The following is a 25620-nucleotide window of genomic DNA, read 5'->3' as shown; positions in this document are numbered from 1 at the left end:
CGAAGGAGTGGGGGCAACAGCAGCTGCGCTGGTAGACTTATCCACAGTTGCTGGTAACAAAATCAGCAATCCGCCCTGGGTCAAATTTCAATCGGCAGGGTGGGTCAATTTTCCATCAGCGCCAACATGCGATAGGGTTTGCCGCTGTGGTCCTTGGCGGTTTTGCCCAGGTCGATGATGCTTTCCTTGCAGGGTTGCTTCTGCCCGTCGAGCACGCGCAGTACCCTGGGTTTGAGTTTGTTGCCAGGTGGGCAGCCGATGATGATGCCGACTTCGCCATTGGTCAGCTCGACGATTTCCCCTGGTGGGTAGATGCCGACCATGCGGATAAAGCAGCCCACAATCTCTTCGTCGAAATGGCTGTTGACCGCTTCCAGCAGGATGCGCAGTGACTCCAGGCTGGATTTGCCCTTGCTGTACACGCGGTCGCTGTTGATCGCGTCATAGCTGTCGGCCACTGCGATGATCTTGGCGAAATAAGGGATCTTGCTGGCATCCAGGCCGCGTGGGTAACCCTGGCCATCCAGGCGCTCATGGTGCGAGTAGGCGACGTCGACGGTGGCGGCAGTGACCTGCTGGTTACTCATCAGCAGTTTGCGGCCCTCGGCGGCGTGGCTCTGCATGATGCATAGCTCTTCGGCGGTCAGCGCGCCGGGTTTGTTGAGGATTTCGTTGGGCACCTTGATCTTGCCGACATCGTGGAGCATGCCGCATACGCCGATTTGCTCAAGCTGATAGACCGGCAGACCCAGTTCCTTGGCCAGGGCAATTGAAAGGATGGACACACGCAGCGAGTGCTCGGCGGTGTATTCGTCGCTGTTCTTGATGCGCGCCAGCCAGAGCATCGCCGCCGGGTTGCGCAGGATGCTTTCAACACAGTCTTTGATGACGGCTTTGACCGCTTCAACATCCAGCTCCTGGCCGAGCTTGACCGCTTGCAGAATTCGCAACGACTCGTCGCGTGCAGCGCTCCAGGTGGGAGCGGCCTGGAGCATTTCCAGGTTGAAATCGACCTTGGCGATGGCCGGTTGCAGGGCTTCGGGCTGGGCGATATTGGCCGTGACCTGATCGTGTACCGTTACAGATTGCCGAGCATCCACCCAGACGTAGCTGCAGACTTCCTGCAGCAGGCGTATGTCCAGCTGCTGGCGGATGCGAAAGCCTTGAAAGAGGAAGGTGGTGTCTGTCCAGGGCCGGTCCAGCTCCACCACGTACATGCCGATGGTCAGTTGCGCAGCGTCAACTTTGATACGGTCTGGTTTGGCTTCGTCGGCCATGGGGCTTTCCAAAGGAAGTCGCTAAATACTGGCCATTAGCTACCCGTGGTGTGTGGGCAGCAAATTGCATTTACCTATTGATGGCGCTGGGTTGCAGCATCAGCGTGCTGAACGTGTGCCACTCCCTCAAGATTAGCCACCAAACGGCCGTTGTGGGGCTCACTGACGGCTGCTGGGCGATTAAGGGGACAGGCTCAGGCGCTTGGCCAGGCGGATCAGATTGGCGCGGTCGATGCCCAGCTCGCGGGCGGCGGGGGCCCATTTGTGTTGGTGGCGCTCCAGCGCCTGGCTGATCAGCTGTTTCTGGTAGGCGTCGAGGGCTTCGCGCAGTAGCAGTTGGCTGTGTGGCTCTGCTGTGCGTTGAGTCGCAGGTGCTGCTGTTGGCTGGCTGCTCGGCAAGTCCAGATGGGTGCTGTCAATGCTGAGGATGCGTGGGCGCTCGCTGCAGCCGGCCAGTGCCTTGAGCGCGGCGCGGCCGATCAGGTGTTCGAGTTCGCGCACGTTACCCGGCCAGTTGTACGCCAGCAGGCTGGCCTGAGCGTCGGCCGTCAGGCGCAGGCTGCGTAGGCCCAGGCGGGCACGGTTTTCTTCGAGGAAGTAGCCGGCCAGCAGCAGTACATCACGGCCGCGTTCGCGCAGCGCCGGCACTTTCAGCGGGTAGACGCTGAGGCGGTGGTAGAGGTCGGCGCGAAAACGCCCGGCGCGCACTTCCTCTGCCAGATCGCGGTTGCTGGCGGCCAGCACGCGTACGTTGACCCGCTGTTCCTGATCGGCACCAACCCGTTGCAGCTGGCCGCTCTGCAGTACGCGCAACAGCTTGGCTTGCGCGGCCAGCGGCAGCTCGCCAATTTCATCGAGAAACAGGCTGCCGCCATCGGCCAGTTCGAACTTGCCGCGGCGCTCGTTGTGCGCGCCGGTAAAGGCCCCGCGCACATGGCCGAACAGTTCGCTTTCCACCAGGTTATCGGGCAGCGCCGCGCAGTTGAGGCTGATCAGCGGCTTGGCTGCGCGTGGGGATGCGGCGTGCAGGGCTTCGGCGACCAGCTCTTTACCGACCCCGGTTTCACCGCTGATCAGCACGCTCAGTTCACTGTTGCCGACCAGCGCAATCTCCGCTGCCAGGCGCTTGTGCACGGCGCTCTGGCCGATCAGTTCACGTGGGCGTTGCTGGACGGCGGCCTGCTTATAAGCCTCGGCCAACTGGTGCTGATCCTCAGCGCGTTGCAGCAGTGCGTTGATCCGTTCGCTGGCCATCACGGTAGCAGCGGCCAGGCTGGCGAAAGCCTGCAGGTTGTCGAGATCGACCCGGCCGAAGCTCGCCGGATCGAGCGAGTCGAGGGTCAGCAGACCCCAGGGCTGGTCCTGCACATACAGCGGACAGCCGAGGCAGTCATGCACGGGCAGGTGGCCGCGACGGCCGTCGACCAGACCGTCATAGGGATCGGGCATCTCGCAGTCGGTGGCAAAACGGGTCGGCCCGCGTTGCGCCAGCAGCGCCTGCAGGCGCGGGTGTTCGTCGAGCTTGAAGCGCCGGCCGAGGGTGTCGGCGCTCAGCCCTTCAACGGCCAGCGGAATCAGCACATCGTCGTCGAGCTTGAGCAGCGCCACGGCGTCGCACGGCAGCAGCTGCCGCAGCGCCTGTAGCAGGCGGCGATAGCGCTCGGCTTCCGGCAGTTCGCGGGACAGATCGGCGACCAGGGGAATCAGGGCGGTAAGCAGTGGATTTGCTGTCATAAGGACACACTAGTTGTCATTAAGACTCGGAATGCTTGCTGTCATAAAGACATAAGTATTTATAAGTCTATGATTTATATATTAAAAATAATTGGCACGCTTCCTGTAGTAGTCAGGGTGATATGAACCGAAGCGCTGCGCAAGTGCAGCGTGTCGCCCTGACGAGGAAGCCCTATGTTGACCCCTGCCCAAAACGCCCTGATCAAAGCCACCGTACCGCTGCTGGAAAGCGGCGGTGAGGCCCTGACCCGGCACTTCTACCAGATGATGCTGAGCGAGTACCCCGAGGTGCGCGCGCTGTTCAATCAGGCGCACCAGGCCAGCGGCGGCCAACAGCGTGCCCTGGCCAATGCGGTGCTGATGTACGCCCGGCATATCGACCGGTTGGAGGCGCTGGGGCCGTTGGTTGGGCAGATCGTCAACAAGCATGTGTCGCTGCAGATCCTGCCCGAGCATTACCCGATTGTCGGCAGCTGCCTGTTGCGGGCGATTCGTGAAGTGCTCGGTGCGGAGATTGCCACCGATGCGGTGATCGAGGCCTGGGCCGTAGCGTACGGGCAGCTGGCGGACATCCTCATCGGTGCCGAAGAGGCCGCGTATAGCGCCAACGCCAATGCTGAGGGTGGCTGGCGCGGGGAGCGCAGTTTCCGCCTGAGCCGCAAGGTGCAGGAGAGCGAGGAGATCGTCTCGCTGTACCTGGTGCCGGCCGACGGTGGCGCGCTGGCGGCATTCCAGCCCGGCCAGTACATCGGCCTGCGCCTGCTGCTGGACGGTGGCGAGCAGCGCCGCAACTACTCGCTGTCGGCCTTGAGCAATGGCCGCGAGTACCGCATCAGCGTCAAGCGCGAGGTCGGCGGCAAGGTCTCCAATTACCTGCATGACCAGCTGCAGGTCGGCGACAGCCTGGAGCTGTTCGCCCCAGCGGGGAATTTCGTCCTGCGCGAGTCGGCCAAGCCGCTGGTGCTGATCACCGCTGGCGTCGGTATCACTCCGGCGCTGAGCATGCTGGAAGCGGCGCGCGACACGGGCCGCGATATTCACTTTATCCACTGCGCGCGTCACGCCGGTGTGCATGCCTTCCGTGACTGGGTCGATGCGCAGCGTGCTGAGCGTCCGCAGCTGCGCCATTACGTGTGCTACAGCGAGCCGCGTGCGGGCGATCAGGGTGATGCCGAAGGCTTGCTCAGCCTCGAGCAGTTGGAGCAATGGCTGCCTGAGCAGCGTGATCTGGATGCCTACTTCCTCGGCCCCAAGCCGTTTATGGCGCAGGTCAAACGGCATCTGCACAGCCTCGGCGTACCGGCGGCGCAGAGCCATTACGAGTTCTTTGGTCCGGCCAGCGCGCTGGACAGTTAATAACGCGGCCTAGGAGGTGATTATGTTGGCGTATCTATCCTGCCCATCGCGGGCACTGCAACTGGCGAACCGCATGCTGCTGGCCGGCGTGCTGCTGTTGCTCAGCGGCTTGCTGGGCGCTTATGGCCTGGAGGCGCAGCTGAGCATGGGCAGCCTGGTTACGGCGCACGCGCTGACGATCATTGGCCCGGGTCTGCTCAAGCTCGGTTATGTGCTGCGCCTGGCCGCGCAGCAACATCTGCGCAAGCAACAGGAGCCTTGCTGTGCAGTTGCGTGATCGCCAGCAGGAACTGGCCATTGCGCCACTGTGGCGGCTGGGTTTTCGCCCGTTCTTTCTCGGTGGCGCGCTGTTTGCCGTGCTGGCAATCGGTCTGTGGGCGGCGGCGTTGCTGGGTTATCTGCCGGGTTGGCAGCCGGTGGGTGGCAGCCTGGCGTGGCACCGGCATGAGCTGCCGTTCGGTTTTGCAGTGGCGATCATTGCCGGCTTTCTGCTCACCGCCGTGCAGAACTGGACGGGGCGGCCAGGCCTCAGCGGTTGGCCGCTGGCGGCGCTGTTCGGCTTGTGGTTGCTGGCGCGACTGGCCTGGCTGTTCGGTGCGCCGTTGCCACTGTTGCTGGCGCTGCAATTGCCCTTTCTACCGCTGCTGGCGTTGTTGCTGGGACGGCAACTATGGGCGGTTCGCCAGTGGCGCAACTACCCGCTGGTGGTTGTGGTGTTGCTGATGGCTAGCTGCGAGTGGCTGCTGCTGTATGGGCTGGCGCAGGGTGAAGACGCTGTGCAGCGGCGCGGTGCATTGGCCGGGTTGTGGCTGATTGCTGCGCTGGTGAGCATTATCGGCGGGCGGGTGATTCCGTTCTTTACCCAACGTGGCCTTAACCGAGTGGAGCCTGCTGCGCCGCGGCCGCGCCTGGATCTGCTGGTGCTGCTGTTGTCGCTAAGCCTAGCGCTGCTGTTTGCCAGCGGCTTGGCATTGCAACCGTCGCTATGGCTGCTGCCGCTGTTGCTGGCTCTGGTTGCGCTGCATGGTGTGCATTTATGGCACTGGTACGACGCCGGGATCTGGCGCGTACCGCTGCTCTGGTCATTGCATCTGGCCTATGCCTGGTTGCCGCTGGCGTTACTGGCCCTGGCGACCTGGCATGCCGGCTGGCTGAGCAATGCCAGCTTGGCCTATCACGCCATGGCATTAGGCACGGTCGGCGGGGCGATTCTGGCGATGCTGGCGCGGGTCAGCCTTGGGCATACCGGTCGGCCGTTGCAGCCGCCGGTCGCGATGGGCTGGGCGTTTGCCAGTCTGCAGCTGTCCGTCGTTGCACGGGTGCTGCTGGTGCCGTTTGCGCCCGCTGCTGGACTGGGGCTTTCCAGCCTGTTGTGGATCGCGGCCTTTGCCATGTTTGTGCGTCATTACGCGGTGATGTTTTGCACGGCGCGGGTGGATGGGCAGCCGGGTTAGCAGGTCGTTGAAAAACTACCTGCGTTGGCAATACTGCGTTAAAAACGGCCTCGGAATGCTCATTTACAGCCAGTAAACTCCGCTTCCTCGGCCGTTTTTGCCTTGTCTTGCCTGCCTCGCCTACGTTTTTCAACGGCCTGCTAGCTGCCTCTATAACACCCCAGCCTCACGCAGCACGGCGACCTGCTCTGCGCTTAGACCCAGGTGGCGTGTCAGTACCTGCTCGGTGTGTTCGCCGAGCAGCGGCGGTGCGTTGCGGTATTCCACCGGGGTCTCGGACAGGCGTAGCGGGCTGGCGACCTGGGGTGTTGTGCTGCCCAGGCTATTGGGCAGGTCGATACGCAGGCCGCGCGCTTGTACTTGAGGATCGGCAAATACCTGAGCCAGGTCGTTGATCGGCCCACACGGCACGCCGGCGGCTTCCAGTAGCGTTACCCATTCGGCGGTGGTTTTGAACACCGTGGCCTGACGCAGCAGCGGGATCAGCTCGGCGCGGTGGGCGACACGCGCCTTGTTCGAAGAAAAACACGGGTCATCGGCCAACGCCGTCAGGCCGGCAACCTCGCACAATTTGCGGAATTGCCCGTCGTTGCCCACGGCGATAATGAAGTTGCCATCGGCCGAGGGGAAATCCTGATAAGGCACGATATTCGGGTGAGCGTTGCCCAAGCGTTTGGGCGCGACCCCGGTATTCAGGTAGTTCATGGCCTGATTGGCCAGGCAGGCCACCTGCACGTCGAGCAGTGCGACGTCGATATGCTGACCGAGGCCGGACTGCTCGCGCTGGTTGAGTGCCGCCAACACGCCGACCGTGGCGTACAGGCCGGTGAGAATATCGGTGAGGGCGACGCCGACCTTTATGGGGCCGGCGCCCTCCTCGCCGTCGGGCTTGCCGGTCAGGCTCATCAGCCCGCCTAGGCCCTGGATCATAAAGTCATAACCTGCTCGCTTGGCGTAGGGCCCGTTTTGCCCGAAGCCAGTGATGGAGCAGTAGATCAGCCGTGGGTTGATGGCTTTCAGTGAGGCGTAATCGAGACCGTAGGCCGCCAGGCCGCCGACCTTGAAGTTCTCCAACAGCACATCGCAGTTCTGCACCAGCTCGCGCACCAGGCGTTGGCCTTCCGGTTGGGTGAAATCCAGGGTCACCGACTGTTTGTTGCGGTTGGCGCTCTGGAAATAAGCCGCCTCGCGCGAGTCATTCCCTTCGGCATCCTTCACATAAGGTGGGCCCCAGTGGCGGGTATCGTCGCCGCTGCCGGGGCGTTCGACCTTGATCACCTCGGCACCGAGGTCACCGAGAATCTGCCCGGCCCAGGGCCCGGCGAGCACGCGGGACAGGTCGAGTACGCGTATATGCGATAGGGCGCCGGGCATAAGAACCTCACGAACAAGTTCCCTCTCCCGCTTGCGGGAGAGGGTTAGGGAGAGGGTGCGTGATCGCAATTAGCCGCAGCCCTCTCCCCCGGCCCCTCTCCCATAAATGGGCGAGGGGAGAAAAGCGTGCGCGCAGGGCAGGCCTTAGAAGAACGCCTGCAGGCCGGTCTGCGCGCGGCCGAGGATCAGCGCGTGGACGTCGTGGGTGCCTTCATAGGTGTTCACCACTTCCAGGTTGACCAGGTGGCGGGCCACGCCGTACTCGTCACTGATGCCGTTGCCGCCGAGCATGTCGCGGGCCATGCGCGCAATATCCAGGGACTTGCCGCAGCTGTTGCGTTTCATCATCGAGGTGATTTCCACCGCAGCGGTGCCTTCGTCCTTCATCCGGCCGAGGCGCAGGCAGCCTTGCAGGGCCATGGTGATCTCGGTCTGCATGTCGGCGAGTTTCTTCTGGATCAGCTGGGTTTGCGCCAGCGGGCGGCCGAACTGTTTGCGGTCGAGGGTGTACTGACGCGCGGTGTGCCAGCAGAACTCGGCGGCACCCAGCGCGCCCCAGCTGATGCCATAGCGGGCGGAGTTGAGGCAGGTGAACGGGCCTTTCAGGCCGCGCACGTCGGGGAAGGCGTTTTCTTCCGGGCAGAACACGTTGTCCATGACGATCTCACCGGTGATCGACGCACGCAGGCCAACCTTGCCGTGAATCGCCGGAGTGCTCAGGCCCTGCCAGCCTTTTTCCAGGACAAAGCCGCGAATCTCCCCGGCATCATCCTTGGCCCAGACCACAAACACATCGGCGATCGGGCTGTTGGTGATCCACATCTTCGCGCCGGTCAGGCGGTAGCCGCCGTCGACCTTCTTCGCGCGGGTGATCATCGAGCCTGGGTCGGAGCCGTGATCCGGCTCGGTGAGGCCGAAGCAGCCGATGTATTCGCCGCTGGCCAGTTTGGGCAGGTACTTCTGCTTGGTCGCTTCGTTGCCGAACTCATAGATCGGCACCATTACCAGGGAGGACTGCACGCTCATCATCGAGCGGTAGCCAGAGTCGATGCGCTCGACTTCGCGAGCAATCAGGCCGTAGCACACGTAGTTCAGGCCGCTGCCGCCGTACTCGGCGGGGATGGTGGCGCCGAGCAGGCCGGTGTCGCCCATTTCACGGAAGATCTTCGGGTCGGTCTGCTCATGGCGGAAGGCTTCCAGTACACGGGGGGCCAGCTTGTCGGCGGCAAACTGCTGGGCGCTGTCACGCACCATGCGCTCTTCTTCGGTCAGTTGCTGGTCGAGCAGCAGCGGGTCGATCCAGTTGAAGCTTGCCTTGGCCATCGCGAAAACCTCGAAATCAGACAGTGATAGGGCGGGTATCAGCGCAGCCGCGCTGCGCTCGCCGGTGAGTGGATTGATCCTAGGCCGCTTGTGGCAGGCAGGCAAACGAGTATTGCGCACGCAGTTGTGCAATTTGCTCACTTCGAGATAGCTTTAGTCGGCCTATTTAACCGATCAAAGTGAGGGTGACGCACAGATGCGCCGCAAGATTCCCAGCACCGCCGCCCTTATCGCGTTCGAGTCCGCTGCTCGGCACCAGAGTTTTACCAAGGCGGCGCAGGAACTGAGCCTGACTCAGGGCGCTGTGTGCCGGCAGATAGCCGCGCTGGAGGCCTTCCTTAATATCGAGCTGTTCCGCCGTTCGCGCCGTGGCGTGGTGCTGACGGAGGCCGGGCAGTCCTATGCGCGGCGCGTGGCCGGGCAGCTTGATGCCGTGGAGCGCGACACCCTGGCGGTGATGGGCCAGCAGGGCGCGATGAGTATCGAACTGGCGGTGGTGCCGACCTTTGGTACGCAGTGGTTGTTGCCACGTTTGAAGGACTTTCAGCGACTGCATCCGGAGATCACGGTCAACCTGACCAACCGCACGCGGCCCTTTCTGTTTGCCGATACCGAGTTCGACGCGGCGGTGTACTTCGGTGATGGCGATTGGTCCGGTACCCAGGCCCACCTGCTGATGAGCGAAAATCCGATGCCGGTGTGCAGCCCTGCCTTGCTGGCTGGGCAGGCGGCGTTCAGTGCCGAGCAGATCGCAAGTCTGCCGCTGCTGCAGCAGACCACGCGGCCTTATGCCTGGCGCCAGTGGTTCAATGCCCAGGGGGTGAGTACCGTGCGAGACATGACCGGGCCACGTTATGAGCTGTTCTCCATGTTGGCCCAGGCGGCCATGCACGAAATGGGCGTGGCGCTGATACCGCCGTTTCTGATTCGCCGTGAGTTGGATGAGGGGCGGTTGGTGATTGCCGCGCCACTCAGTCTGCCGACGGATAAGGCGTATTACCTGATGATTCCGGAGCGCAAGTTGGAGTCAGCAGCCCTTATGCTCTTGCGGGATTGGCTGGTACGCGAGGCACACGCTTATGCCTTGGCCCATGGCCTGAAATAGACAACAGCCTGTCAGGTTGTTGGCGAAAAAGACCGTCAAGGCTTCGGCGGCAACTGGTCGTAAAATACTTTACCTCCCGAGACCGGCCTTCTAGAGTGCGCGCCGGAGGTATGTTGACCCCGTAGTCAGCTATCTGGATGGCTACACTTTCGCTACCTGCAGCAGGTCCAGGGTGTTGCATTTTTTGCACACAAACACCGCTGCAGCCCACTGAAACAGGGGTTTACTGCGCGAATAACGGCAACGCCGTTGATCTGATGGCGCTGTATTTGTTTCAAGAATGCATCGGTCTCGATTTATCCCAGCGAAAACGCTGCAGGCCTTTATCCAAAAGGCTTGCAAGGAATTGGCTGCCTATAAGGTCATGCAGTGACTTGTAGTTATCGCAAGGTTTTACTTCATAACGCCTTGAAGGCAATGGCTATCGCCTGCAAAATGCCGCGCCCCGCCATTGTGCAACTGAAGCCTGAGCGGGTTTGTGCTGATCCTCCCTAATGCCCGCGTGCCACCCGCAGTGCGCCGGTTCACCAAAAAGATCACGCAGGAGAATTGAAGTGCACATCGGTGTTCCTCTCGAAACCCATGCTGGTGAGACGCGCGTTGCCGCAACTCCCGAAACCATCAAGAAGCTGATCGGCCAAGGCCATCAGGTGACTGTTCAGACCGGTGCTGGCGTTAGCGCGAGCATTCCGGACAGCGCCTATGAAGCGGTTGGCGCGGCTATCGGCAACGATGCTGCTGCTTTTGGTGCCGATCTGGTGCTGAAAGTGGTTGCTCCAACCGATGCTGAGCTGGCGCACATGAAAGCCGGTGCCGTATTGGTGGGCATGCTCAATCCGTTCAGCAACGAGACCATCGCGCGCATCAATGCTCGCGGCGTGACCGCCTTCGCCCTGGAAGCTGCCCCGCGCACCTCCCGCGCGCAGAGCCTGGACGTGCTCAGCTCGCAGGCCAACATCGCCGGCTACAAGGCTGTGCTGCTGGCCGCGCATCACTACCCGCGCTTTATGCCGATGTTGATGACCGCTGCCGGTACCGTGAAGGCCGCGCGTATTCTGATTCTCGGCGCGGGTGTAGCTGGCCTGCAGGCCATCGCCACGGCCAAGCGCCTGGGTGCGGTGATCGAGGCTTCGGACGTGCGTCCGGCGGTGAAGGAGCAGATTGAGTCGCTCGGCGCCAAGTTCGTCGATGTGCCATTCGAGACCGATGAAGAGCGCGAATGCGCCCAGGGTGTTGGCGGCTACGCGCGGCCGATGCCGGCTTCGTGGATGGAGCGTCAGGCCAAGGCGGTGCATGAGCGCGCCAAGCAGGCTGATATCGTCATCACCACTGCACTGATCCCGGGCCGCAAGGCACCGACCCTGCTGCATGCCGCCACCGTGGCGGAAATGAAGCCGGGCTCAGTGATCATCGACCTGGCTGCAGCGCAAGGCGGCAACTGCCCGCTGACCGTCGCTGAACAGGTGGTGGTGCAGCATGGCGTGACCATCGTCGGCCACAGCAACCTGGCGGCCTTGGTGCCGGCTGATGCTTCGGCGCTTTACGCACGCAACCTGCTGGACTTCCTCAAGCTGGTTATCGACGGCGAAGGCAAGTTCCACCTCAACCTTGAAGACGACATCGTCGCCGCGTGCCTGATGTGCCGTGACGGCAACGTCGTGCGCACTAACGGCTAAGGGGAGCACCGCTCATGGATATGATTTCTGACGGCATCTACAACCTGATCATCTTCGTACTGGCCATTTACGTGGGCTACCACGTGGTATGGAACGTGACACCGGCCCTGCACACCCCGTTGATGGCAGTGACCAACGCAATTTCCGCCATCGTTATCGTCGGCGCCATGCTGGCTGCCGCGCTGACCGTGACCCCGCTCGGCAAGACCATGGGCACCCTGGCGGTGGCTCTGGCTGCGGTTAACGTGTTCGGTGGCTTCCTGGTAACCCGGCGCATGCTGGAAATGTTCAAGAAGAAAGCGCCTAAGGCGCAGGTGGAGAAGCACTGATGAGCATGAATCTGATCACTGTTCTCTACCTCGTCGCCTCGATCTGCTTTATCCAGGCGCTCAAAGGTCTGTCGCACCCGACCACGTCGCGTCGCGGCAACCTGTTCGGCATGATCGGTATGGGCATTGCTGTGCTCACCACCGTTGGCCTGATCTACAAGCTGGGTGCGGAAATCGCCACCCAGGGCATTGGCTACGTGATTGTTGGCCTGTTGGTCGGCGGCACTGCCGGTTCGATCATGGCCAAGCGCGTGGAAATGACCAAGATGCCGGAACTGGTCGCCTTCATGCACAGCATGATCGGCTTGGCAGCGGTGTTTATCGCCATTGCCGCTGTCGTTGAACCGCAGTCGCTGGGTATCGTTGCGGCGCTGGGCGATGCGATTCCGGCCGGTAACCGTCTGGAGCTGTTCCTCGGTGCGGCTATCGGTGCCATCACCTTCTCCGGATCGGTGATCGCCTTCGGTAAACTCTCGGGCAAGTACAAGTTCCGCCTGTTCCAGGGCGCCCCGGTACAGTTCAAGGGCCAACACTGGGTGAACCTGGCCATCGGTCTGGCGATTCTGGGCTTGGGCTTGGTGTACACCTTCACCGGTGATATCACCGCCTTCGCCATCCTGCTGGCCCTGGCCTTCGTCATCGGCGTGCTGATCATCATCCCGATTGGCGGTGCGGACATGCCGGTCGTCGTGTCGATGCTCAACAGCTACTCGGGCTGGGCAGCGGCCGGTATCGGCTTCTCGCTGAACAACTCGATGCTGATCATTGCCGGTTCGCTGGTAGGTTCTTCGGGCGCGATCCTCTCGTACATCATGTGCAAGGCGATGAACCGTTCGTTCTTCAACGTGATCCTCGGTGGTTTCGGTGGCGCGGCTGAAGCAGCTGGCCCTGCCGGTGCTCAGGAAGCGCGTCCGGTTAAGTCTGGCTCGTCCGACGATGCGGCTTTCCTGCTGACCAACGCCGATACCGTGATCATCGTTCCGGGTTACGGCCTGGCAGTAGCCCGTGCCCAGCACGCGTTGATGGAGTTGGCTGAGAAGCTGACCCACCGTGGCGTGACCGTGAAATACGCGATCCACCCGGTTGCCGGTCGTATGCCTGGCCACATGAACGTACTGCTGGCTGAGGCTGAAGTGCCTTACGAGCAGGTGTTCGAGATGGATGACATCAACTCCGAGTTCGGCCAGGCCGACGTGGTGCTGGTGCTCGGTGCCAACGACGTGGTCAACCCGGCGGCGAAGAACGATCCGAAGTCGCCGATCGCTGGCATGCCGATCCTCGAGGCTTATAAAGCCAAGACCGTGATCGTCAACAAGCGCTCGATGGCCAGCGGCTACGCCGGCCTGGACAACGAACTGTTCTACCTGGACAAGACCATGATGGTCTTCGGCGACGCCAAGAAAGTCATCGAAGACATGGTTAAAGCGGTCGACTAATCCTCGCTGCGACGCTGTAGAAAAAGCCCGGCTCAATAGCCGGGCTTTTTTCTGTCCACTCGATCAGAAAAGTGTTTTCCTCAAGGCAAAATCTGAAAAACAGGTCAGCTGTCACATAAGTGCAATTTGAAACTGTACCTATATGGTTTCACTGAAATTCAGTGCTAACCGCAGGTCTTTCATCTGCTTTTGTACCGTTTTTAGGCTAAAGCACTTATGGCCAGTACAGCTGAGTGTAAAACAGGTCAAACAGTTACAAAGCAAACTATCTATTTGTGCTGCAATTTCATTCAGCTGTGGCTACAGCGAAGTGGGGGCAACGGCAATAATTCTCCCATCGCAACACACCACTGACCCGCCACAAGCGGAAGGATGACCACCATGGAACGTACCCTCAGTTCCGACTTGTTTTTTGATCACAGCCAATCCACCGGCTCCAGCGCGTTGCCGCTGCGTATGCTGGCTTCTGTTCTGCAATGGCAGCGCCGCGTTGTTAGCCGCCGCCAGCTGGCTCGTCTGGACTCCCGTCTGCTCGCAGACGCCGGTATCAGCGAAGCACAGCGCCACGCTGAACTGAGCAAGCCCTTCTGGCGTTAACTGCTGCCAGGCACCGATTTCTGCTCCTCCCTTAATGGGATTTTTGAAAGCTCCAGCGCCCTGCGTGTTGGGGCTTTTTTTTATGTGCCGTGGAAAGTGCTGAAGCAATTGCGTAGCTGCAACAGTCTGCTGTGCTGTTAAGCGGTACAGTTCCTATAAAAAGCTTACTGCGCCATAACAATTTTCAGGTGCTGTCTCTGACCCTGCTGTCAGCTTGCGCGCACCATGGACTGCCCTCTTCTGTCTCTGACAAGGAATTGCGCCATGGAACGCACACTCAAACACCCATCCAACGCAACGGCTCGGGTAAACCAACCGCTCTGGTTGCGTGTCTATGCCGCGCTCTGTGGCTGGCAGCGTAATCTGCGGACTCGAAGCCAATTGGCGCGCCTCGATAGTCGTCAGCTGGCCGATGCAGGTATTACTGAGGCGCAACGACAGGTGGAGCTGGCAAAGCCGTTCTGGAGATAAATTGCCTGGCAACCAACCCGCATCGTCAAGGTCTACACTGAACCCAGCCTGTCTGTTGGGCCTTTTCAGGAGCGTGGATATGAATGCGATAAAGACCTTGAGCCTTGCGGCATTACTGGCGTTGACTGGCACGGCTAGCGCCACCAGCTTTGTGGTCACCACTGATGCGGTGGTGGGTGCGGTCGGGGCGACCTCGGAGGCGAGTTCCGATGTGTCGTCTTCCTTTACCGATGACAAAATCGTGCTAGCCGCGCGCGACGATGCCGCCGCGTTTGTTGCCAGCCAGGGCGACATCCGTGGGGCGCGCCTGGAGGCCGCTCTGCAACATATCCGTCAGCAGGTGCCGACGTTACAGGGCGACGATATGCAGTTGGCGACGGCCATCCTCAGCCTTTGAGCCTACACCGCCGGCGCTTAGCCAGAAGCGCTGGCGGAACTGTGTGGCACACTGCTCGTCTAAGCCAGTCACAAACGATGTGATGGCTGATTATTGGAGATGTCTATGCGCCCTATCTTGCTCAGTGTCGTAGTTGCAGTTGTTCTGTTCAGTGCCACTGCACAGGCGCAAACCCTGGTGGCGACCAGCAATATCATCGTACGCGCGCTGGATCGCAGCTTCGACTTCACCTCGGATACCACCACCTCGGTGCGCGACTCGAAAGTCGTGCTCGCGGCGCGTGACGATGCGGCCAGTTTCGTCGCCAGCCAAGGGCAGATCCGCGGCGCTCAGCTGGAAGCCGCTATAGACACCATCCGCAGCCAAGTGCCTGAGGCACAAGGCGCTTCCGACCTGGTATTGGCCGAAGCCATCCTGGCGCTGTGAGTTGTCCGCGTACCTGGCTGCTCGGGCTGGCGTTACTGGCCAGCACCTGCAGCCAGGCTGAGTTGCGCCTGCATCCAGCGGGCACCGAGCTAAGCCCTGCTGAGCACCAGGCCAGCCAGCAACTGCTGCAAGACGCCTTGGCTGCTTTGCCACCACGCCTCAAGCAGCAACTCGATCGTCGCGTCAGTGTGCGCTGGCGTAGCTTGCCTGCGCAGGTGTATGGCCGCGCAGGGCGGTTCAGCGGCATCGAACTGAATGCCGCGTTGCTGCCAGGGTTAAGTGACGGCAGCAGCGCCACCACCCTAACCAATCGACCCCATGGCAGCGTGCGCCAAGAGTTGCTGGCGACCGTGCTGCATGAAATCACCCATCTATATGACCGTGCCCAGCTCTGGCCACAGGCAGAGCGGCAGCTGCAAAGCCAGTGTCGGCAGCGCGAGCAGAGTCTGGGGACCGTTGGCCTACCAGATCACTGCCGCGGGCAGACGGCGCGGCGCTTTACCCTGAGCGATGATCCGCTACTGCTGGACCTGGCCGGCTGGCCACAGCAGGTCGGGCGCCGTGGTGCGCGCGAGCCGGACAATCATCAGGTCGCGCGCAGCCCGGATAGCTATGAGCTGAGCAACTCGCGCGAGTTTCTTGCGGTGAATATGGAGTACTTCCTCCTCGACCCCAGCTACGCCTGTCGCCGGCCCTCGCTGGCGCGTTACCTGAGCGCGCATTTCGCCTGGACGCCGGCGAGCCAGCAGCCTTGTGCTGAAGGCTTGGCTTACTTGAATGCCGGGCGGGACTTTGCCCGCCAACCGCTGGGCATCATCGATCCGCAGCGGGTTTATCAGGTCGATTACCTGCTGGCCGAAGCCAACGATGCACTGGCCAGCCGCTGGGGCCACAGCATGCTGCGCCTGGTCATCTGCGCGCCCGGCCGGCCGCTGGGGCCGGATTGCCGGCTGGATCTGCAGGAGCATCTGGTGCTGTCCTACCGCGCCTTTGTCGGCGACGTGCAGCTATCGAGTTGGGATGGTCTGACCGGTGTTTATCCGTCGCGGCTGTTCGTTCTGCCGCTGGAGCAGGTGATCGAGGAATACACCAAGGTCGAGCTGCGCAGCCTGGCCTCGGTGCCGCTCAAACTGGACCGTGTGCAGCTCGAACAACTGGTGACCCGCGCTGCCGAGCAGCACTGGAGTTATGACGGCAACTACTGGTTTATCTCCAACAACTGCGCCGTGGAAACCCTCAAGCTGCTGCGCAGCGGCAGCCAGCACCCGCGTCTGCACGCGCTCGACAGCATCATGCCCAACGGCTTGCTCGATACGCTGGTGGCGCGCGATTTGGCCGACCGCAATGTGCTTGACGATTCCGCCGAAGCCCTGCGTCTGGGTTATCGCTTCGACTCGTTCCGTGACCGTTACCAGGCCATGTTCAGCGTGCTTCAGGCGCAGCTGCCGATTGAGCAAACGCAGGTTGAGGACTGGCTGACCCAGCTAGCCGAGAAGCGCCAACCCTGGTTCGACCGCGCCGATCTGCGCACCAGCGCGGCGCTGTTGTTGCTCGAACAGGCGGCACTGCGTCGGCAACTGTTATTGGCTCAGGATGAACTCAAGCGCCGCTACCTCAGCGGCCGTGATGGCGTTGATCCCACGGTGAACAAGGCTGGCGGCGCGCTGCAGCAGATCCTCGCCAACAGCGATTTCCTCAGTCGCCCGGCCGAGTTACTCGAAGGTGGCTACGGCCTGCCACAGCGCGCCGAATGGCAGCGCCTGGAAACCGAAAGCCAGGCGCGCCAGCAGCAACTGCGCCAGCTCAGCGACAACCTCGACCAGGAAGTGCGCACCCTGTTGGAGCCGACGCGACTGGCCGAATTACAGGCCACTGAAGCCAACCTGACGCAACTGGGCAAGCATCTGCGCACGCTGCACAAAGCCGGCGGCGGCCTGCAGTTGCCCTAGTCCATGAGTTCCTGATCTTCCTCGGGCAACTGCGGGTCGAGGTGCAGCCACGGCAGACGGCTTTGCACCCAGATATGTCGATCCGCCGGGGCCTGCTCCGGCTCGTCCAGCGTAGCGACGGTCACATCCAGGGTCTCCGGGCTGAGCTGGGTGAACAACGCCAGATGCGCACCGCATTGCCCACAGAAATAACGCTTACAACTAGCTGACGGGGCGTACTCACGCGGTGTGCCGGCCAGCCAGCGAAAGCTCGCCAGCGGCACGGTGATCCATGTGGTGACGATGCCCCCTGTACTGCGTCGGCAGATCGAGCAATGGCAGTGGGCAATGTCCTGCAGTGGCGCCGCGAACTGATAGCGCAATGCGCCGCACTGGCAGCCACCTTGATGAATAGCAGGCATGGCGTGTCCTCATCGCAAAGGGCAGGTAAGCCAGCCTAATCCCGACATCATCCTTGCGTCACCCCTGTTGGCTGCTCAAGATGGCGGCTTAGCTGTGGCTGGAGGTTGCCGTGCTGGAGTTGCTGTTGGCCTTGTGGCCGTTGTTTGCCTTAATCGTCGCTGGGTATTACCTGCGACGCTGGGCGTTCCCCAATGAGGCGTTTTGGCCGGGTGCTGAGCGGCTGAACTATTTCATGCTGTTCCCGGCGCTACTGTTCAGCAGCCTGGCGACGGCGCCACTGGATAATCCAGCGTTGCCGCGCCTGGGTTTGGCCGTGCTGCTGGCGCTGGGCATCGCCTGGCTGGCGCTGTTGCTGGTACGGCGCCTACGGGGATGGCCAGCGGGACGTTTTGGCGCGTTCAGCCAAGGCATTCTGCGGTTCAACACTTACCTCGGTCTGGCGGCGGTGGGCAGCCTGTTTGGCCAGGAAGGCCTGACCCTGGCGGCCATCATGCTCGCCCTGATGGTGCCGACGGTGAATGTGCTCTCCGTCTGGTCGCTGACCGCCGAACGTGGCGTCAGTGCGCGCAGTCTGTTGCTGCCGATTCTGAAGAATCCGTTGATCCTCGCCTGCCTGGGCGGCGCGCTGGTCAACCTCAGCGGTCTCGGTCTACCGGGCGGCAGTGATCGGCTGCTGAGTCTATTGGCTGCCGCCAGCCTACCGCTGGGCCTGCTTTGCGTTGGTGCGGCGCTGAAACCTGAACAGTTGGGTGGTGAGATTCCGGCCCTGGGGTGGAACAGCCTGCTGCGTCTGCTGGGCATGCCGATGCTGGCCTGGGCGGTGGCCTACGGTCTGCAGTTGCCGGCGATGGAAAGCACCGTATTGGTGCTGTTCTTTGCTCTGCCAACTGCACCTACAGCCTATGTATTAACCCGACAGCTGGGCGGTGACAGCCAATTGATGGCCGGCATCATCACCCTGCAAACCCTGCTGGCAGCGGCCAGTTTGCCGCTGCTGTTGCTACTGGTGGTTGGCTGATTCATATCCCAGGAAAGGTCGGGCGGATGGTCGGTGCTTGGTGGCACATATAAATTACTGTATTTATATACAGTAATTTATGGAGTCAGCCCATGTCCGTCTCTCTGCCACCGCGCGGTCGCGGTACCGCCAGTAATCCGCATAACCGTTTTGCGCCGTTGCGCATTATTGCCAGCGATGACGGCTGGTTTCAGGAGGTGCCGGCGAGCCGGGCGACCGAGGTGCGCAGCGAAACTGCAAAAAGCATCATCACCCGCAACCAGTCGCCAGACCTACCGTTTGATCGCTCGCTCAATCCCTACCGTGGCTGCGAACATGGCTGCATTTATTGCTACGCCAGGCCCAGCCACGCTTACTGGGATCTGTCGCCGGGGCTGGATTTCGAAACCAAGCTGATCGCCAAGACCAATGCCGTGGCCCTGCTCGAACAGCAGCTGAGCAAGCCTGGCTATGTCTGCGCGCCGATCAACCTGGGTTCCAATACCGATCCCTATCAACCGATCGAACGCCAGCACCTGCTGACCCGCAACAGCCTCAAGGTGCTGCTCGACTACCGTCATCCCGTGACAATCATCACCAAGGGTGCCTTGATTCTGCGTGACCTCGATCTGCTCACTGAGCTGGCGCAGCAGCGGCTGGTAGCGGTGATGATCAGCCTGACCACCCTGGATGACGAACTCAAACGCATCATGGAGCCGCGCGCCGCTGCTCCGGCAGCTCGGCTGCGGGCGATCCGCGTGTTGCGTGACAACCGTATTCCGGTCGGTGTGCTGTGCTCGCCGATGATCCCGATGATCAACGACATGGAGCTGGAGTACTTGCTGACGGCGGCCAAGGAGGCTGGCGCGCAGAGTGCCAATTACATGCTGCTGCGCCTGCCGCGTGAAGTGGCGCCATTATTCGAGGAGTGGTTGCAGGCGCACTACCCGCAGCGCGCTGAGCATGTGCTCAGCCTGATCCGGCAGAGCCGTGGCGGTGCGCTGTATGACAGCCGCTTCGGTCTGCGTTTTCGGGGTGAAGGGGCGTTTGCTGAACTGCTCGCGCAACGCTTTGCCCTGGCCAGCAAGCGCCTGGGCCTGAATCGACGCGAGGGGTTCAACCTGGACTGCACGCGCTTCTGTCCGCCGGGTGGTCAGCTGGCGCTGCTCTAATGGGCAGGCACCGTTAGAGGTTGCCGTCAGGATTTGAGGCAGTAACACTTGGCATGTGACTTGCCAGCCTGCTTGGCTGTCGCTTTAGCAGGTTTTTTCAGGTTCAGAGGTCGCAAACATGCCATACAAGCATCAGTTGATTCCGCTGCAAGGTCGCACAGGCACTGAGAGTGCCGAGGAAGCCCTGCAGACCATCGTTGATGGTTTCAAGCGCTTTCGCAGCGAAATCTTTCCGCAGCAGGAAGACCTTTTCAAAAAGCTCGCCACTGCGCAGAACCCGCGCGCGATGTTTATCACCTGCGCCGACTCGCGGGTGGTGCCGGAGTTGATCACTCAAAGCTCGCCGGGCGACCTGTTCGTCAACCGCAACGTTGGTAACGTAGTGCCGGCTTATGGCCAGATGATGGGTGGGGTGTCCACCGCTATCGAGTACGCAGTGCTTGCGCTGGGCGTGCAACACATCATCGTCTGTGGCCACTCTGACTGCGGTGCGATGAAGGCCGTGTTGGCCCCCGAAACCCTGGAGAGTATGCCGACGGTGAAAGCCTGGCTGCGTCACAGCGAAGTGGCGCTCAAGGTAGTCGAGGCGAACTGCGGCTGTGAAGGCCATGACAGGCTGGGCATTCTCACCGAGGAGAACGTGGTGGCTCAGCTCAATCACCTGTGCACTCACCCGTCGGTGGCGGCGCGGGTGGCCAGCGGCCAATTGTTTATTCACGGCTGGGTGTACGACATCGAGACCAGCGAGATCAAAGCGTACGACGCGGTGAAAGGTGAGTTTCGCTTGATTGGCGAGGGCCCGCTGCCCATGGCCACCCCCCGTGCGCGCTATCTGCCGAACAGCTAGCAGGCTGTTGAATAACCACCTGCCTAGGCAAACGCGCGCTGGGTTTAAGGCCAGTCAACCCGTCGCGCGGGTTTCATTCAGCTGCAGCTCCACACCTAGCTGCCGAGATAGGCATGGCCAGCGCTTCCAGGCCGCATCTGTTTGCGGGTTGATCAGGCGTTCGCGGTAGGCTTGCACTGAGTCCTGAGCAAAGCTGGCCTCGTTGAGCATGCCGTCGACCGCATGGTGCACGGCCTCGTCCAATTGGTTGGCAAAGGCCTCGCCAATCAATTGGTGGGTGATCAGGTTGGCCACTGTGGTATCCAGCGGAATCAATGGCGCGCCCAGGTGGGCGATGTAGCGATCATTCACTTCCTCGACCAAGCGATGGGCCAGATAGGCCTCGTCGAGTAATCCCTCCAGCCCCTCATGGCCGGCCATCAGCGCTGGCGGTTGCAGAAAAAACTGCTCAGCCACCTTGAGCACCGGTTTGATCTGCGCCTCGATTCCTGCTTCCAGCGAAACCTCATGGGCCGCCTGCAACAGCTCTGGCACCTGTTCGATATACGCGCTGACAAAACGCTGCAACACGCCGTGGGTGTCTTCATTGGGCAGGCGAATGGAGGGGTGCAATTGATCCAGGTGGGCTTGCATCTGACTAGCCAGCTGACCCGTGCTGGCTTCGTGTTGGTGCGCACGCTGAATCAGTACGTGCAAAGCGGCGATGTTCATGACTGCTCCTGAAATGAGGACATGGGCGAGAACCTTAGCTGGCTGAGCGTCTTGGCTAAGACCCGATTGTCATAATTATTAAACAGTTATGCGAGTCGGCTATATGTCGCAGCGCCAACCTCCGCCGATCCCGCGTCAGCCGTGGTCTTTAGCGTGTGGTCTGCCGTGCATGGCTCATTTCGGCTTTCGCGTTGCCAGGTGTAAGTCCGTGTCTATACTCGAATTCGAAAGGCAGTACCTGATAACTCCGAATCGGCTCTGGCATGGACAGTCCTCGCAGGCATTTTCACCGTAAAGATCTGCGCTTGCTGAGCCACTGACCGATTCGGCGGGATAACAAGAACAATTAAGGGGAACCCGCAATGATGCGACATCCACGAGTCTGGATGGGCCTCCTGTTGTGGTTGGTATTCAGCTCGGCACACGCCAGCTGGGGCATCAATATGACGCCCGGTGCCACCGAGGTCAGCCGCTCAGTATTTGATTTGCACATGACCATCTTCTGGATCTGCGTCGTCATCGGCGTGATCGTGTTCGGCGCGATGTTCTGGTCGATGCTCGTCCACCGTCGCTCAACAGGCCAGCAGCCCGCACACTTCCATGAAAGCACCACGGTCGAGATTCTCTGGACGGTTGTGCCGTTGGTGATTCTGGTGCTGATGGCGATACCGGCGACCAAGACCCTGATCGAGATCTATGACTCCAGCGAGTCCGAGCTGGATATTCAGGTCACGGGTTATCAATGGAAATGGCATTACAAATACCTGGGTGAAGATGTCGAGTTCTTCAGCAACCTGACCACGCCCAAGGATCAAATCAACAACAAGGCCACCAAGGGCGAGCACTACCTGCTCGAGGTGGACGAGCCGCTGGTGGTGCCGGTCGGCACCAAAGTGCGCTTTCTGATCACAGCCGCCGACGTGATTCACTCCTGGTGGGTGCCGGCACTTGCGGTGAAGAAGGACGCCATCCCTGGTTTTATCAACGAATCCTGGACACGTATCGACGAGCCGGGCATCTACCGTGGCCAGTGCACCGAGTTGTGCGGCAAGGATCACGGTTTTATGCCCGTGGTGGTAGAAGCCAAGTCGAAAGAGGACTACGCCACCTGGCTCGCCGAGCGCAAGGTTGCAGCGGCTGCCGAACGTGAGCTGACCACTAAAGAGTGGACCATGGACGAGTTGATGGCGCGTGGCGAGAAGTCCTACCAGACCAACTGCGCATCCTGCCACCAGCCAACCGGTGAAGGCCTGCCGCCGATGTTCCCTGCACTCAAAGGCTCGGCGATTGCCATGGGACCTGCGGCCGGTCATATCGGCATCGTGGTCAACGGCAAGTCGGGTACTTCGATGGCCGCTTTTGGCAAGCAACTCTCGGAAGTCGATATCGCCGCGATCATTACCTACGAGCGCAATGCCTGGGGCAATGCGGTAGGCGACATGGTTACGCCGAAAGACGTCCTCGCGTTCAAACAGGCTCAGGAGTAAGGACATGAGTGCAGTGATCGATCCGGGCCACGCTGGCCACGTTCATGCCGGACATGACCATCACCACGGCCCGGCCAAAGGCCTGATGCGCTGGGTGTTGACCACCAACCACAAAGACATCGGCACCATGTACCTGTGGTTCAGCTTCGCCATGTTCCTGCTGGGTGGCAGCATGGCCATGGTGATTCGTGCCGAGCTGTTCCAGCCGGGCCTGCAGATCGTGCAGCCGGAATTCTTCAACCAGATGACCACCATGCACGGCCTGATCATGGTCTTCGGTGCGGTGATGCCGGCGTTTGTTGGCCTCGCCAACTGGATGATTCCGCTGATGATCGGCGCGCCGGACATGGCCCTGCCACGGATGAACAACTTCAGCTTCTGGCTGCTGCCTGCTGCGTTCGGCATGTTGATCAGCACATTGTTTATGGAGGGCGGCGGACCGAACTTCGGCTGGACCTTCTATGCACCGCTGTCGACCACCTACGCGCCGGAATCGGTAACCTTCTTTATCTTCGCCGTGCACCTGATGGGCATCAGTTCGATCATGGGCGCGATCAACGTGGTCGCCACCATCCTCAACCTGCGCGCCCCCGGCATGACCCTGATGAAGATGCCGCTGTTCGTCTGGACCTGGCTGATCACGGCCTTCCTGCTGATCGCGGTCATGCCGGTACTGGCCGGTTGCGTGACCATGATGCTGATGGACATCCACTTCGGCACCAGCTTCTTCAGTGCCGCTGGTGGCGGTGACCCAGTGCTGTTCCAGCACGTGTTCTGGTTCTTCGGTCACCCCGAGGTGTACATCATGATCCTGCCGGCGTTCGGCGCGGTCAGTGCGATCATTCCTGCCTTCGCCCGTAAGCCGCTGTTTGGCTACACCTCGATGGTCTATGCCACCGCGTCGATCGCCTTCCTGTCGTTTATCGTCTGGGCGCACCACATGTTCACCGTCGGCATCCCGCTGACTGGCGAGCTATTTTTTATGTACGCGACCATGCTGATCGCCGTGCCGACTGGGGTGAAGGTGTTCAACTGGGCCAGCACCATGTGGCGCGGCTCGATGACCTTTGAAACGCCCATGCTGTTTTCGGTGGCCTTCGTCATCCTGTTCACCATCGGTGGCTTTTCCGGGCTGATGCTGGCCATCGCCCCGGCGGACTTCCAGTACCACGACACCTACTTTGTGGTGGCGCATTTCCACTATGTGCTGGTGCCTGGAGCGATCTTCGGCATCTTTGCCTCGGCCTACTACTGGCTGCCGAAGTGGACCGGGCACATGTATGACGAAACCCTCGGCAAGCTGCATTTCTGGATGAGCTTTATCGGTATGAACCTGGCGTTCTTCCCGATGCACTTTGTCGGCCTGGCCGGCATGCCGCGGCGTATCCCGGACTACAACATGATGTTCGCCAACTTCAACATGGTCTCGAGCATCGGCGCCTTTATGTTCGGTGCCACTCAGTTGTTGTTCCTGTTTATCGTCATCAAGTGCATCCGTGGTGGCAAACCCGCTGCGGCCAAGCCTTGGGACGGTGCCGAAGGGTTGGAGTGGACGGTGCCGTCGCCGGCGCCCTATCACACCTTCACCACGCCACCTGAAGTGAAGTAAGGACGCCGACCGATGAGCGAAGCCCTGTCGACCCGCCGCCTGGTTATCCGCCTGTCACTGGTGGTGATCGGCATGTTCGGCTTCGGCTTCGCTCTGGTGCCGATCTATGACGTGATGTGCCAGGCCTTTGGCATCAACGGCAAAACCGCCGGTGCCTATGAGGCTGGGTTGCAAAGCACCGATGAATCGCGCCAGGTGCGGGTGCAGTTTCTTGCCACCAATGCCGCTGAGATGGTCTGGGAGTTCGGCCCTCAGGCCGACGAGGTTCTGGTGCATCCGGGTGACAGCACGCAGATGCTGTTTGTCGCCTACAACCCCACCGACAAGCCGATGACCGCGCAGGCGATCCCCAGTGTGGCGCCGTCAAAAGCCGCTGCCTACTTCCACAAGACCGAGTGTTTTTGCTTTACCCAGCAGGTGCTGCAACCCGGTGAGCGTATCGAAATGCCGGTGCGGTTTATCGTCGATAGAGACTTACCGGCAGATGTTCGCCACCTGACCCTGGCCTACACCTTGTTTGATATCACCGTGCGCAAACCGCCGGTGGCACAAGCGACCCTTACCCGGGCGGCTCCATAAGGAGAACAATAAATGTCGAGTCACGAAACTCACGAAAGCTATTACGTACCGGCCCAGAGCAAGTGGCCGATCATCGCCACCCTGGGCATGCTGTTCTCGGTGTACGGCGTAGGCACCTGGTTCAATGATATGAAGGCCGATCGCGCCGACTCCAACGGCCCGCTGATCTTCTTTATCGGCGGCCTTTTTCTCGCCTATATGCTGTTCGGCTGGTTCGGCAATGTGATCAAGGAAAGCCGCTCCGGCATGTACAGCCCGCAGATGGACCGCTCGTTCCGCTGGGGCATGAGCTGGTTCATCTTTTCCGAGGTGATGTTCTTTGCGGCGTTCTTCGGCGTGCTGTTCTATGTGCGTACCTGGGCCGGCCCCTGGCTTGGTGGGGAAGGCGACAAGGGCATCGCCAATATGCTTTGGCCGGGCTTCGAGTACAGCTGGCCGATGCTCAACACGCCTGATCCGAAGCTCTATCCGGCACCGAGTGGCACCATCAGCGCCTGGGGCCTACCGCTGATCAACACCATTCTGCTGGTCACTTCCAGCTTTACCCTGACCTTTGCCCACCACGCGTTACGCAAGAACCATCGCAAACCGCTGACCCTGTGGCTGGCGCTGACAGTGATTCTCGGCATCGCCTTTCTGGTGCTGCAGGTTGAGGAATATATCCACGCCTACACCGAACTGGGCCTGACCCTGGGCTCGGGCATCTATGGCGCGACCTTCTTTATGCTCACCGGCTTTCACGGCGCCCACGTGACCTTGGGTGCACTGATGCTGAGCATTATGTTGATTCGGGTGATTCGCGGCCATTTCAGCCCCGAGCAGCACTTCGGCTTCGAAGCGGCGGCCTGGTATTGGCACTTTGTGGATGTGGTGTGGATTGGTTTGTTCGTCTTCGTTTATGTGCTGTGACGA

General features: G+C 60.9%; 25 protein-coding genes. 19 read left to right on the top strand and 6 right to left on the bottom strand.

Annotated features, from left to right (window positions below; all coding sequences use genetic code 11):
* Nucleotides 1–104: 104 nt before the first annotated feature.
* Together HBN63_RS16160 and norR are read right to left on the bottom strand one after the other, a co-directional pair.
* Nucleotides 105–1277, bottom strand: a complete 1173-nt coding sequence (locus HBN63_RS16160) for an HD-GYP domain-containing protein (protein ID WP_170050146.1) — start codon at nt 1275–1277, stop codon at nt 105–107.
* Nucleotides 1278–1457: 180 nt separating this feature from the next.
* On the bottom strand, nt 1458–3011 hold the full coding sequence (gene norR / locus HBN63_RS16155; RefSeq protein WP_170050145.1) for a nitric oxide reductase transcriptional regulator NorR: 1554 nt from the start codon (nt 3009–3011) through the stop codon (nt 1458–1460).
* A 174-nt stretch (nt 3012–3185) separates the two neighbouring features.
* On the opposite strand from norR, the gene hmpA reads away from it, so the two are divergent.
* The 3 genes from hmpA to HBN63_RS16140 are packed head-to-tail and all read left to right on the top strand — an operon-like array spanning nt 3186 to nt 5821.
* Nucleotides 3186–4367, top strand: a complete 1182-nt coding sequence (gene hmpA, locus HBN63_RS16150; protein WP_170050144.1) for an NO-inducible flavohemoprotein — start codon at nt 3186–3188, stop codon at nt 4365–4367.
* Nucleotides 4368–4389: 22 nt separating this feature from the next.
* Nucleotides 4390–4644, top strand: coding sequence for a transmembrane sensor/regulator PpyR (locus HBN63_RS16145; protein WP_170050143.1), 255 nt, complete (start codon nt 4390–4392; stop codon nt 4642–4644).
* Complete coding sequence (locus tag HBN63_RS16140) at nt 4631–5821, top strand: NnrS family protein (RefSeq protein ID WP_170050142.1); 1191 nt, start codon at nt 4631–4633, stop codon at nt 5819–5821. The genes HBN63_RS16145 and HBN63_RS16140 overlap by 14 nt, the downstream gene beginning before the upstream one ends.
* Before the next feature lie 150 nt (nt 5822–5971).
* Here the strand turns inward: HBN63_RS16140 and HBN63_RS16135 are convergent, their stop codons facing one another.
* Both HBN63_RS16135 and HBN63_RS16130 read right to left on the bottom strand, forming a co-directional pair.
* Nucleotides 5972–7195, bottom strand: a complete 1224-nt coding sequence (locus HBN63_RS16135) for a CaiB/BaiF CoA-transferase family protein (RefSeq protein ID WP_170050141.1) — start codon at nt 7193–7195, stop codon at nt 5972–5974.
* Between the two features lie 144 nt (nt 7196–7339).
* Nucleotides 7340–8518: an acyl-CoA dehydrogenase gene (locus tag HBN63_RS16130; protein WP_090254350.1), complete on the bottom strand. Its 1179-nt coding sequence runs from the start codon at nt 8516–8518 to the stop codon at nt 7340–7342.
* A 196-nt stretch (nt 8519–8714) separates the two neighbouring features.
* Between HBN63_RS16130 and HBN63_RS16125 the strand changes: the two genes are divergently transcribed.
* The 9 genes from HBN63_RS16125 to HBN63_RS16085 all read left to right on the top strand — a co-directional run bounded on the left by HBN63_RS16125 (nt 8715) and on the right by HBN63_RS16085 (nt 16904).
* Nucleotides 8715–9623, top strand: coding sequence for a LysR family transcriptional regulator (locus tag HBN63_RS16125; protein ID WP_170050140.1), 909 nt, complete (start codon nt 8715–8717; stop codon nt 9621–9623).
* Nucleotides 9624–10177: 554 nt separating this feature from the next.
* Nucleotides 10178–11299, top strand: a complete 1122-nt coding sequence (locus HBN63_RS16120; protein WP_090254353.1) for a Re/Si-specific NAD(P)(+) transhydrogenase subunit alpha — start codon at nt 10178–10180, stop codon at nt 11297–11299.
* Between the two features lie 14 nt (nt 11300–11313).
* Nucleotides 11314–11628 carry an NAD(P) transhydrogenase subunit alpha gene (locus HBN63_RS16115; RefSeq protein ID WP_090254355.1) on the top strand — a complete coding sequence of 105 codons (315 nt, stop codon included), beginning with the start codon at nt 11314–11316 and terminating at the stop codon, nt 11626–11628.
* Nucleotides 11628–13064, top strand: a complete 1437-nt coding sequence (locus tag HBN63_RS16110) for an NAD(P)(+) transhydrogenase (Re/Si-specific) subunit beta (protein WP_090254357.1) — start codon at nt 11628–11630, stop codon at nt 13062–13064. Before HBN63_RS16115 ends, HBN63_RS16110 begins: the two co-directional genes overlap by 1 nt.
* Nucleotides 13065–13445: 381 nt before the next feature.
* Entirely contained in the window at nt 13446–13661 is a 216-nt protein-coding gene (locus HBN63_RS16105; RefSeq protein ID WP_090254359.1) for a DUF1127 domain-containing protein, read from the top strand.
* 264 nt (nt 13662–13925) lie between these two features.
* Nucleotides 13926–14132, top strand: coding sequence for a DUF1127 domain-containing protein (locus HBN63_RS16100; RefSeq protein WP_090254361.1), 207 nt, complete (start codon nt 13926–13928; stop codon nt 14130–14132).
* 79 nt (nt 14133–14211) lie between these two features.
* Complete coding sequence (locus HBN63_RS16095) at nt 14212–14529, top strand: DUF2388 domain-containing protein (RefSeq protein WP_090254363.1); 318 nt, start codon at nt 14212–14214, stop codon at nt 14527–14529.
* Nucleotides 14530–14634: 105 nt separating this feature from the next.
* Entirely contained in the window at nt 14635–14955 is a 321-nt protein-coding gene (locus tag HBN63_RS16090) for a DUF2388 domain-containing protein (protein WP_170050139.1), read from the top strand.
* Nucleotides 14952–16904, top strand: coding sequence for a DUF4105 domain-containing protein (locus HBN63_RS16085; RefSeq protein WP_170050138.1), 1953 nt, complete (start codon nt 14952–14954; stop codon nt 16902–16904). Before HBN63_RS16090 ends, HBN63_RS16085 begins: the two co-directional genes overlap by 4 nt.
* Here the strand turns inward: HBN63_RS16085 and HBN63_RS16080 are convergent.
* Complete coding sequence (locus tag HBN63_RS16080) at nt 16901–17305, bottom strand: GFA family protein (protein ID WP_170050137.1); 405 nt, start codon at nt 17303–17305, stop codon at nt 16901–16903. The genes HBN63_RS16085 and HBN63_RS16080 overlap by 4 nt on opposite strands.
* Nucleotides 17306–17397: 92 nt before the next feature.
* Here HBN63_RS16080 and HBN63_RS16075 point away from each other — a divergent pair, with 92 nt between their 5' ends.
* The 3 genes from HBN63_RS16075 to HBN63_RS16065 all read left to right on the top strand — a co-directional run bounded on the left by HBN63_RS16075 (nt 17398) and on the right by HBN63_RS16065 (nt 20322).
* On the top strand, nt 17398–18324 hold the full coding sequence (locus HBN63_RS16075; protein ID WP_178093396.1) for an AEC family transporter: 927 nt from the start codon (nt 17398–17400) through the stop codon (nt 18322–18324).
* 92 nt (nt 18325–18416) lie between these two features.
* Entirely contained in the window at nt 18417–19475 is a 1059-nt protein-coding gene (locus HBN63_RS16070; protein ID WP_170050135.1) for a PA0069 family radical SAM protein, read from the top strand.
* 118 nt (nt 19476–19593) lie between these two features.
* Entirely contained in the window at nt 19594–20322 is a 729-nt protein-coding gene (locus tag HBN63_RS16065) for a carbonic anhydrase (protein ID WP_090254374.1), read from the top strand.
* Nucleotides 20323–20376: 54 nt separating this feature from the next.
* Here the strand turns inward: HBN63_RS16065 and HBN63_RS16060 are convergent, their stop codons facing one another.
* Complete coding sequence (locus HBN63_RS16060; protein WP_170050134.1) at nt 20377–21033, bottom strand: hypothetical protein; 657 nt, start codon at nt 21031–21033, stop codon at nt 20377–20379.
* A gap of 362 nt (nt 21034–21395) precedes the next feature.
* Here HBN63_RS16060 and coxB point away from each other — a divergent pair, with 362 nt between their 5' ends.
* From coxB to HBN63_RS16040, 4 genes are read left to right on the top strand one after another with little or no spacing between them, the layout of a single operon-like run.
* Nucleotides 21396–22520: a cytochrome c oxidase subunit II gene (gene coxB, locus HBN63_RS16055; protein WP_170050133.1), complete on the top strand. Its 1125-nt coding sequence runs from the start codon at nt 21396–21398 to the stop codon at nt 22518–22520.
* 4 nt (nt 22521–22524) lie between these two features.
* Entirely contained in the window at nt 22525–24129 is a 1605-nt protein-coding gene (gene ctaD / locus HBN63_RS16050) for a cytochrome c oxidase subunit I (RefSeq protein WP_170050132.1), read from the top strand.
* A gap of 12 nt (nt 24130–24141) precedes the next feature.
* Entirely contained in the window at nt 24142–24708 is a 567-nt protein-coding gene (locus HBN63_RS16045) for a cytochrome c oxidase assembly protein (RefSeq protein ID WP_170050131.1), read from the top strand.
* A gap of 12 nt (nt 24709–24720) precedes the next feature.
* Nucleotides 24721–25617 carry a cytochrome c oxidase subunit 3 gene (locus HBN63_RS16040; protein WP_170050130.1) on the top strand — a complete coding sequence of 299 codons (897 nt, stop codon included), beginning with the start codon at nt 24721–24723 and terminating at the stop codon, nt 25615–25617.
* Nucleotides 25618–25620: the final 3 nt, after the last annotated feature.

This window comes from Pseudomonas sp. WS 5011 (assembly GCF_012985775.1).
Taxonomy (GTDB): domain Bacteria; phylum Pseudomonadota; class Gammaproteobacteria; order Pseudomonadales; family Pseudomonadaceae; genus Aquipseudomonas; species Aquipseudomonas peli.
Note: the sequence above shows the minus strand (reverse complement) of the source record. Positions and strands in the feature narration are given on the sequence as shown.